8 protein-coding genes are annotated in these 8,523 nt (G+C 45.7%); 3 read left to right on the top strand and 5 right to left on the bottom strand.

The genetic code is table 11. From position 1 onward, the window contains the following. Positions 1-44: 44 nt before the first annotated feature. From QUA45_RS26540 to QUA45_RS26525, 4 genes are all read right to left on the bottom strand, one after another. A complete protein-coding gene (locus QUA45_RS26540; RefSeq protein ID WP_333222771.1) occupies positions 45-1,091 on the bottom strand; it encodes a sigma-70 family RNA polymerase sigma factor in 1,047 nt (348 codons plus the stop codon). Between the two features lie 379 nt (positions 1,092-1,470). Further along, a complete protein-coding gene (locus tag QUA45_RS26535) occupies positions 1,471-2,247 on the bottom strand; it encodes a DUF1350 family protein (protein WP_333095246.1) in 777 nt (258 codons plus the stop codon). A 155-nt stretch (positions 2,248-2,402) separates the two neighbouring features. Beyond that, positions 2,403-2,699, bottom strand: coding sequence for a hypothetical protein (locus QUA45_RS26530; RefSeq protein WP_333222768.1), 297 nt, complete (start codon positions 2,697-2,699; stop codon positions 2,403-2,405). 27 nt (positions 2,700-2,726) lie between these two features. Beyond that, positions 2,727-3,911 carry a glycosyltransferase family 2 protein gene (locus tag QUA45_RS26525; protein WP_333095250.1) on the bottom strand — a complete coding sequence of 395 codons (1,185 nt, stop codon included), beginning with the start codon at positions 3,909-3,911 and terminating at the stop codon, positions 2,727-2,729. Positions 3,912-4,725: 814 nt separating this feature from the next. Between QUA45_RS26525 and QUA45_RS26520 the strand changes: the two genes are divergently transcribed. The 3 genes from QUA45_RS26520 to QUA45_RS26510 all read left to right on the top strand — a co-directional run bounded on the left by QUA45_RS26520 (position 4,726) and on the right by QUA45_RS26510 (position 7,860). Continuing rightward, positions 4,726-5,736, top strand: a complete 1,011-nt coding sequence (locus QUA45_RS26520; protein WP_333222766.1) for a gamma-glutamyltransferase — start codon at positions 4,726-4,728, stop codon at positions 5,734-5,736. Next, on the top strand, positions 5,717-6,490 hold the full coding sequence (locus QUA45_RS26515) for a gamma-glutamyltransferase (protein ID WP_445305346.1): 774 nt from the start codon (positions 5,717-5,719) through the stop codon (positions 6,488-6,490). The genes QUA45_RS26520 and QUA45_RS26515 overlap by 20 nt, the downstream gene beginning before the upstream one ends. A 491-nt stretch (positions 6,491-6,981) precedes the next feature. After that, positions 6,982-7,860 carry a choice-of-anchor L family PEP-CTERM protein gene (locus QUA45_RS26510; RefSeq protein ID WP_333222764.1) on the top strand — a complete coding sequence of 293 codons (879 nt, stop codon included), beginning with the start codon at positions 6,982-6,984 and terminating at the stop codon, positions 7,858-7,860. A gap of 507 nt (positions 7,861-8,367) precedes the next feature. Here QUA45_RS26510 and QUA45_RS26505 read toward each other — a convergent pair. Next, a partial coding sequence (locus QUA45_RS26505) for a pentapeptide repeat-containing protein (protein WP_333222773.1) occupies positions 8,368-8,523 on the bottom strand: 156 nt, incomplete at its 5' end.

Here is an 8,523-nt window from a genome sequence, read left to right as displayed (position 1 = left end):
GGCTTAACCATAGACCCAGCTCAGGTTTGAGAGATTTTGTCCTATTATACTCTGCCTAGAGTGACAGAAGAGGAATACAGCGGATTGCAGTCGCTGATGGTACAACAGCCCTGTGCGGGCTGCATTAATGATGCCTGCACACCAAGAGCTTTTTGGCTTTCCCCAGACTCAGAAAGTAATCCGCTGTAGGGGTTAGGGGCGATCGCTTTTTCGCTGTCATTCCCCAGACTATTTGCCAAGATCCGTAGGGACGAATAATCCTTCGCGTCTAGATGCAAAATACACACTGCGGCTTCTTGCTGTTCCTCACCGGCAACAATTTCTCTTTCTTTTATCTCCCCATCAGATTTAGCATTCACTAAAACCGGCTCTTGAACTTCCCCACCTGCAACAATTTCTCTTTCTTCAATCTCCTCTGTAATCGGTTTTTTTTCAACAATATTCTGAGACTTTTTCCCTTTGGCCGACTGAGGAGAAACCCTCGACTTAGGATTAGAAAAATCCGAGTCAGTCCCATCTTCACCGAAATTTTCCTTGAACCGCTGACGCAAAATTGCCGGCGCCTGGGAAATGCGCTTGCGGACGTTATCGTAGGAAATATTAAGTTGTTCTGCAATATCTGGATAAGATAGCCCTGATTCAAAATGGAGAATAAAAGTCTCGCGCAATCTATCGGGCAACTCATCTATTGCCTCGCGAAAAAATAATTCAACTTCTCCCCGCATAGCAGCGCGAACAGGTGTTTCTTCTTGGCTAATTAATTCGGTTTCGTTTCCTATAGCAATGGTGTCTAAACTGTCAACTCCTACTGCACCCCTGTTGCGCTCTCGATGGATATCGGCGCACAGGTTATAAGTCAGTTTGGTTAACCAAGCCTTAAAGTTTTTGATATCATCCGTAGAATCTCTTGCTTTTTCCCAAGCTTTCAGCATCGCGCGACTGAGGGCATCTTCAGCATCGGTTGGATTGCCCATCCACTTGCGACAGCAACGGTAAAGATAATCTTGATTATCCTGCCATAATTTCCAAAAAGCTGAATCTATATCTGGAGTGCATGAGGAAGGGACTGATGCAGAACTAGAAATTAACATCTGTGGGTGCCGACACTCTAAGTGGACAAACAACTGGCGATTAATTTAGGCCGTAATTTACCTAGCCTCAGATGCACCTATCACCATGTTGACTCACCACTCAGGCTCATGTCAGTCGGAAAAGTCGGATCTTTTAAGTCGGAAAAGTCGGAAAAGTAGGATCATCGCGGCTATGAGTGCATAGCTGAGACATCCCTTGGCAGTTTTAGGAGTTAGGCAAACGGCTTTTTAACACTATTGGTAGCGTAAGGTGCGCCATAAGCACCCTACAGATAGAGTTTATGCGTAATTCCTAAGTAGCGTGTGCGCCATAAGCACCCTACAGATAGAGTTTATGCGTAATTTTTCAATTTAATGTCACCAAGCTAAAATCTGAACTTTAAGATTTAAAATCCTTGAACAGAGGATTAAGCCACAGCAGAATTGTCTGTTTTAATTGATTTAATTCTCGATACACTTCTTGTTTGACCCACTGCCCGATCGCGTCGAAGGGTGTAAAAATTTGACCCACAGGCCAGCTAACATCTTGCCCCAATGGCGTTTGATGGTTGCCGGCTAAAGTCTGAACTGTAATCATGTCCGGAAATCGTGCTTTTAGCAGTTTGGTTAACAGCAGAGTTTGGTCAATGTTGTCGCCGTTAAATTTGACTAAAAGATTGCGCCGGATTTGATAGCTATCTTGGACGAGGCGATTAGTCTCTTGTGGGGAAGGGGTAAACTCGACGTTAAAGACGGGGGAAATTTGCTCGACGATCGGGATTGCTTCGGATGCCGCATAATTGTTGAAAGAAATCAGAATATTGCCTGCCCTTTCTACGTCAAATACAGAACCGATCAGCAAGTGCAGTTTGCATCCCATGCTGTGTCCCATACCGTAAATGGGGAGATAGGAAGATTTGAGCAATTTAGTGCCGCGCAGGCGATCGAGGGCATTTTCAAATTTGTTGAGGACATCGCGGGCGATCGCAATATGATCCAAAGTATTGACAAACGGCGTTGCTACTACAAGATATCCTTGATTCCCCAAAGCCTCTAACAGCCAGCGATAGGTGAGTTGCGGTGCTGTCGCCACAAATGCGCCGCCGAGAAAATGCACGATCGCGATCGGTCTTGAGGGAATTAATACCCAATTGCCAGAAATTTCTTGCCAGTCCATAAATTCAATCTAATTCCAAATAAAAAGGCGAGCTTCTTCTGAAGGGAGAAAGCAGAATTTTTTCTAAATTTTTGTTTTTATTTTATGTAGTAAAAAAGCGCTTGCTACCCATTTTTTCATTCAATCAACTTTGCTCTTTACTTATATTATGATATTTAGTGTAACTGTTGTCGCAGCAAATAGAACGATCGGCGCACGCTGCTATTTGCACGCTGTATAGGGTTGAAGCTGGCGGCCGAATAAATCAAGGCTGACATCGGCTGGTGGCTTTCAAAGATTTGTATATCGTGTCCCATCGCACGGCTGCAAGCCACTGTAGCTGGTATTGCCGGTAATTGACCAGACAGGATATTAACAGTCAAATACGGCTCCCAACCCCAATATCGCGTATTAACAAGTCTCTGGGCGATCGGCTTCGATTCGGCTTGATTGGCAGCACCTAATTTCTTCACTAAACCCGCATACAACTGTCACATCCTTTAGGACAGCCCCCCGATTTCAGACGATCGCTGGGGGTTTAATTCTGGCGAATGACCCATACCTTCTGCCGTTTGATGACTCAACTTTTCGTGAGCCTTCATCCATTTCCACTTGTGCACAGTAGCTTGAGGATTGAGCACTGTGGTAGCCACGCCGTAAACAAGAGTCGGCAAAACCTCCCGATTTAACCAACTTTGTCCCAACTTTCTCATGTAGTGCAGTGCCAAAACTTCTCGAAATTTGTTAAGCCTTTGCAAAAGCGGCAAATTCTTAAAACATAACTGTTCGTACTCGTGGAGTGATAACTCTTTTTCTCCCCGCAAGCGCCGCAGTTGGTTTTCCTTGACACAATCAGAAGCTATACGCTTTTTCAGCCAATGCTTATCTGTGAGAGAGTTCCCTCTAATTCGATAATTTCCCAAGGGTTCTGTCGCCGCTAGCAAGCCATACTTTTGAGCAAGTTTGGTAAATAACTCTGTATCTTCTCCTACCTGCCAATCTTCTGCAAACCCGCCTTCCTTGAGAATAATGGAGCGATAAACTACAACAGAAGACGGGAAAACCCAAGGACTTTCGCCTGTCTCCTTAATCGCCTGCATTTCTGCTTTAGTTGTAGGATAGGTGGGAATATAACTCAACTTTTTACCGTGCTTGTCTAAATATCGCAAAGCGTGAGCCACAGCTTTGACTTCGGGATTGTCTGCGAGCATCTTCAAACAAACTTCTAACTTATTGGGTTCCCAGGTATCGTCGCTGTCGATAAACGCTACATACTCGCCTGTGGCGCGATATATCATTAAATTTCTAGACTTAGAAACCCCGTAATTCTGGGGATTTCTGAAGTATTGAATTCTCGAATCTTGCTCGACCAGCTTAGCAGCAACTTTGTCTGTAGCATCAGTAGAAAAGTCATCAACAATTAAAATTTCTAGATTCTTGTGGGTGCCATTGAGTACGGAGGCAACTGTCTCAGCCAGAGTGTCGGCAGCATTGAATGCAGGAATGATTACACTAACTTTTTGGCTGTTCATAACTTGCATTAAGGTGTGGTTTGGTAGTTGTTCGCCGAAGTATAGTCTCTCAGCAGACACTCTAACTCCTTTACGTGCAAGTACCTGTAGCCAGGAAACTTGCCTAGATACTGCCAATATAACAGGCTTACCAACCTCAGTGTTATCTACCATAAGGGGGGAAAGCCGTTAAAAGACGGAGTGCAGACTATTTGGGAGGCAGTTTTTCTGACACAGACCTCGGTTGCTAGGCATTTAGGGTTTGGTAGGGGGATTGGAATTTTCCTAAAGTCGATCGCATCTTTTTGCTTTAATACCGCTTACCCACAAAAACTGGGCCTCACCCAAAATTATTGGCTTGAGAATTAGATATCTACTAAAAAACCTACTTTCTGACTCAGATAGATGTCAGTTAATCGGCGATCGTAAAATTTTTTCTCCGACCCCCCCTGGCGGGGGACTGAGGTCAAAGTCCTGGCCACAAACCTGTTTTATTGATTAACTCATCAGTAGAACAACTTCCGAAAAACTGATCTGCTAAGTCTGCTATGTGTGGCATTACCATAGCAATCACCTAAAAGTGTGAGTTAATTATTTTTGAGGTTTCATTTACTGGGGATGCTTAATCAGGCTAGGAAAAAAAATAATTTGAAAATTCAGAATATTTGTGAATATTGGTTTCTCTAATTTGCCTCTTTAGCATTTCCTATCGTAAATCAGCAATGCAGTTTCTCGCCGATTATCAGCTTTTTTGAAATCACTAGCTTTTCAAAAAAGATGCTTTTTTCAACTTGTTTAATTATTAAATTGCCATAAGGTGTCCCTCTTTTCTCTATTCCTCTTGTACCGCGAGAGGTTCCCAGGGTCAAATGGTTTCCCCATCTGGCATAACAGGTAATTTATTTGCGGTTGAACTCAGTACCGCTAGGTGTTAGGGAAGATGCTTCTAAAAGTATACTATAAAAAATTCTCGCCTCATCCGTAAAAAATGTTGCCAAAGTTCTTGAGCAAAGTGCAAATTTATACTTGTTACCTAACAGTCTTGGTGTTGGGCGGCTGCCAGCAACAGCTACACCCAACCTTGCAGCAGCAGCGCAGCAAACAGGGCATGGCAGTTTCAGCTCACCCTCTGGCGAGCGCTGCGGGGCTGGCCCTGCTACAACAGGGAGGCAATGCAGTGGATGCGGCGGCTGCTACGGCTTTGGCGATTTCGGTGGTGGAGCCTTTTTCGGCGGGTATCGGCGGCGGGGGTTTTTTGCTCCTGCGGCGGGCCGAAACGGGGACTGTGCAAGCGCTGGATTTCCGGGAACGAGCTCCGAAACGGGCGGCGCGGGATATGTACCTCGACAAGCAAAGTAAGGTGCGCCCAAGGGCAAGTCGGGACGGGCATTTGGCGGCGGGTATTCCGGGTACTGTTGCTGGACTTTATACGCTGCACCGCGAGTATGGTAAGTTGCCTTGGGCTGCGGTGGTGGCGCCGGCGATCGCCCTGGCTGAAAAAGGCTTTCCGGTAAGTTCGCGGTTTACCACGGCTACCGGGCGACGACAGGATGTGTTCAAAAAAAACCGGGCAGCGCGGGAGGTTTTTACTCGTAGTGGCATTTTATACCAGCCGGGTGAGCTTTTGGTGCAGCGGGATTTGGCGCGGACTTTGCGGCAGATTGCACAAAATCCGCAGAGTTTTTATACCGGGGACATTGCGCGGGCGATCGCCGCTGATATGGCTAAAAACGGCGGCATTATCACTCTCGAAGATTTGAAAAACTATACGCCGATTTGGCGAAATCCGGTTTGTGGCAACTTTCGCACTTACGAAATTTGCGCGATGTCCCCTCCTTCTTCCGGCGGTGTTCATTTGTTGCAAATCTTACCCCTCTTCTGTCACTCTAGGCAGAAGAGGGGTAAATATTCTGGGAGATACCGAGCTCAAGAGGTTGGGGAGGCAAAGTCCAGATACTTTGCACTTGCTGGCGGAGAGCATGAGGATTGCTTATGCTGACCGGGCTGAGTATCTGGGCGACCCGGATTTTGTGAGTGTACCGGTCAAAGCTTTGACTAGCAGCAATTATGCCAAATTGAGACGATCGCAAATCCAGATGTCAAAAGCCAGACCCTCTAGCGAGGTAAAGGCTGTTGACGCTGAAACTTTGAATCGTCTGCTGTGGGAGTCTCCCGAAACTACCCACCTGACGGTAGTCGACGAAGAGCGCAACGTAGTCAGCTTAACGTTTACGGTGAATGGGGGTTTTGGGGCTGGAGCCGTGGCCGCGGGTACGGGAATTTTGCTCAACAACGAGATGGATGATTTTGCAGCGGCGCCAGGAGTGCCGAATTTGTCGTCTGGTTTGGTGAGCGGGGAGGCAAATTCGATCGCCCCGGACAAAACTCCTTTATCCAGCATGACGCCGGTCATCGTGACAGAAAATGGCAAATTTCGCCTTGCTGCGGGAGCTCCCGGAGGCAGCACGATTATTACCACGGTGCTGCAAATTGTACTGAACGTATTGGTTTACGACATGAAAGTCGGCGATGCTGTGTCTGCACCTCGCGTACACCACCAGTGGCAACCGGATCGCCTGATGGTGGAACGGGGAGGTTTTGAGATTGCGACGCTTTCGGAGTTGCGGCGGCGGGGACACCTGATTTCCGAACGTGACGACTGGGGCAATGCCAATGCGATCGTCCTGACTGCAGACGGTTGGTTGGAAGGGGCTGCCGATCGGCGCGGGGAAGGAGAAGCAAGGGGATTTTAGTCAACAGTCAGTCGATTAGAGATTTTAGATTTTAGCGGGGAGCGAGACTTCGGTGACTCAACGATTTGAGATTTACTCCACAGATGAACCTGAAATGTTGAACTATGGTCAAAAATTTTGATATCTCTAGGACAGGAATCGGGCGCTTGTATACGTTTTTTGGGCGAGGTCATCTTTCCTGAGTCATTAGCTATTAGTCATTAGTCATTAGTCATTTGGGATCTCGCAAACGGTATTTGAACCCGGTTTCTTTTGTCTCCAGCGCCTAAGTCCTGAAATTATTCGTCTATGTACGTTTATTTTTGCATCCCTATTTTTGCGCTGAGGTTTATTGGGTGACTAACTACCAACATTTACCAAAACAAATAATCACCAAAAGCGTATATTCACTTACGTGTAAAGTTATGGTAAAGGCACTAGACATTAATAGTTATATAATGTAAAAATTAAGTTGTGGATAGGATAAGGTTTGTATCTTCCAGGAAAATTTTATGATAATTACTCACAAAATTGCTGCCTTAACAGCTACATTAACTACTGCTCTGAGTTTGTTGACAGCGCCAGCAATGGCATTTTCGGTAGGGGCAACTAATAACACTGAAAATTTAAAAAATAATTTATTGGGGGCTAATACAGCCGGGTTGAGTAATTTCTCTGTTTCAATTACGGGTAATTCGGCTGCTTTTGGTACTTTCACTAATGACCCCTTCGGTTTGACATCAGGTGTTGTTCTGAGCACGGGTAGAGTCGGCGATATACCGGGTCAGAATCGGAAAGATAACTTCACGACGCAGGACAGCGATTTAAGCACGGACTTTGGTCATAATGGTGAACAGGGGGATCTGACTCAGCTAAACCTCAGCTTTTTTGCTAATAGCACGGTTGAAAAGTTGTTCTTTCAATATGTATTTGCTTCTGAGGAGTTTCCTGAGTTCGGCGGTTCTAAATATAATGACGATTTTGAACTGCTGCTGAACGGCATTAATTTGGCAAAATTGAGCGACGGAAAAACAGTTACGATTAATAATCTTGTTCCCGATCCATATAATCGCTCTAAAGATCACCCCGACTATGTTGACAACCCAAGTTTCACAGGTATTGCTGCTAACATCATTAAGCTGGACGGTTTTACTAAGGTTTTAGGTTTTGAGGGTTTGCTCAAGAAAAATCAGACGAATGTTCTCAGTATCCGCATTAAAGATGTGGGCGATGGCAAGTTAGATTCTGCTGTATTTATTAAAAGCGGTTCTGTGGGAACGGTCCAACCTGAGCCGGTTCCCGAGCCAATGACTGTGGGAGGTTTGATGGCGGGAAGTGCTATGCTGGCTGCTGGACGAAAGTTACGCAATCGCCGTGGCGGAAGTAATTAATAACGGAAGGAAGAAGTTCGGCAACGAGCAATGTACGGGATGTAAAGGATAGAAGGAAGTGCGGGAACGGATTCGCTCGACGGATGTAACGGATGCCAGTCCGATGGAAGTCGGAAGAAGTGAAAAATAGAACAGGAACCATTTTGGCGGTTGCTGTAATATGAATCTCGATTAGCCCTGTTGGAGACAGAAACGGGGTTTGATGAACGAAAAGACCTCGTTGCAGTTCTTAAACCGGGTACAAAACTCGGTTGGTGCGATCGGGATCGCGTAATATCATGTCAAGTAATTTAACCATTATGGGTACGCAGCGAGGAATGCAAGTCCTCATAAAACTATGACGGCGAATGCCCTCACTACGAACCAATTTTATTGCGGTTGTTCTAGCGTATACAATATAAGTTTTTATCCCAAATTCGCAAAGGGCGAATTTTTTTGTATTTGGAGTTGCAGCAAATATTGCGCGTAAAACCCGCGTCTACAACGACTGACTAAAAACTAAATAATTTAGCTATGAACAGTACCATCGGGTAAGATTGTACCTGTTAATGTAGTCCGGGTAAGTTTGACCATAACTCGATCGCCATAACCGATTTTCGCTCCTGTTAAGTCAGCACCGCTCAAGTCAGCACCGCTCAAATCGGCTCCGATTAAGTTGCTTTC

It is taken from the genome of Microcoleus sp. Pol12A5, assembly GCF_036701435.1.
In the GTDB taxonomy this organism is placed as follows: Bacteria; Cyanobacteriota; Cyanobacteriia; order Cyanobacteriales; family Microcoleaceae; genus Microcoleus.
The sequence above is the reverse complement of the archived record's forward strand: the minus strand, read 5'-3'. Positions and strand labels throughout refer to the sequence as shown.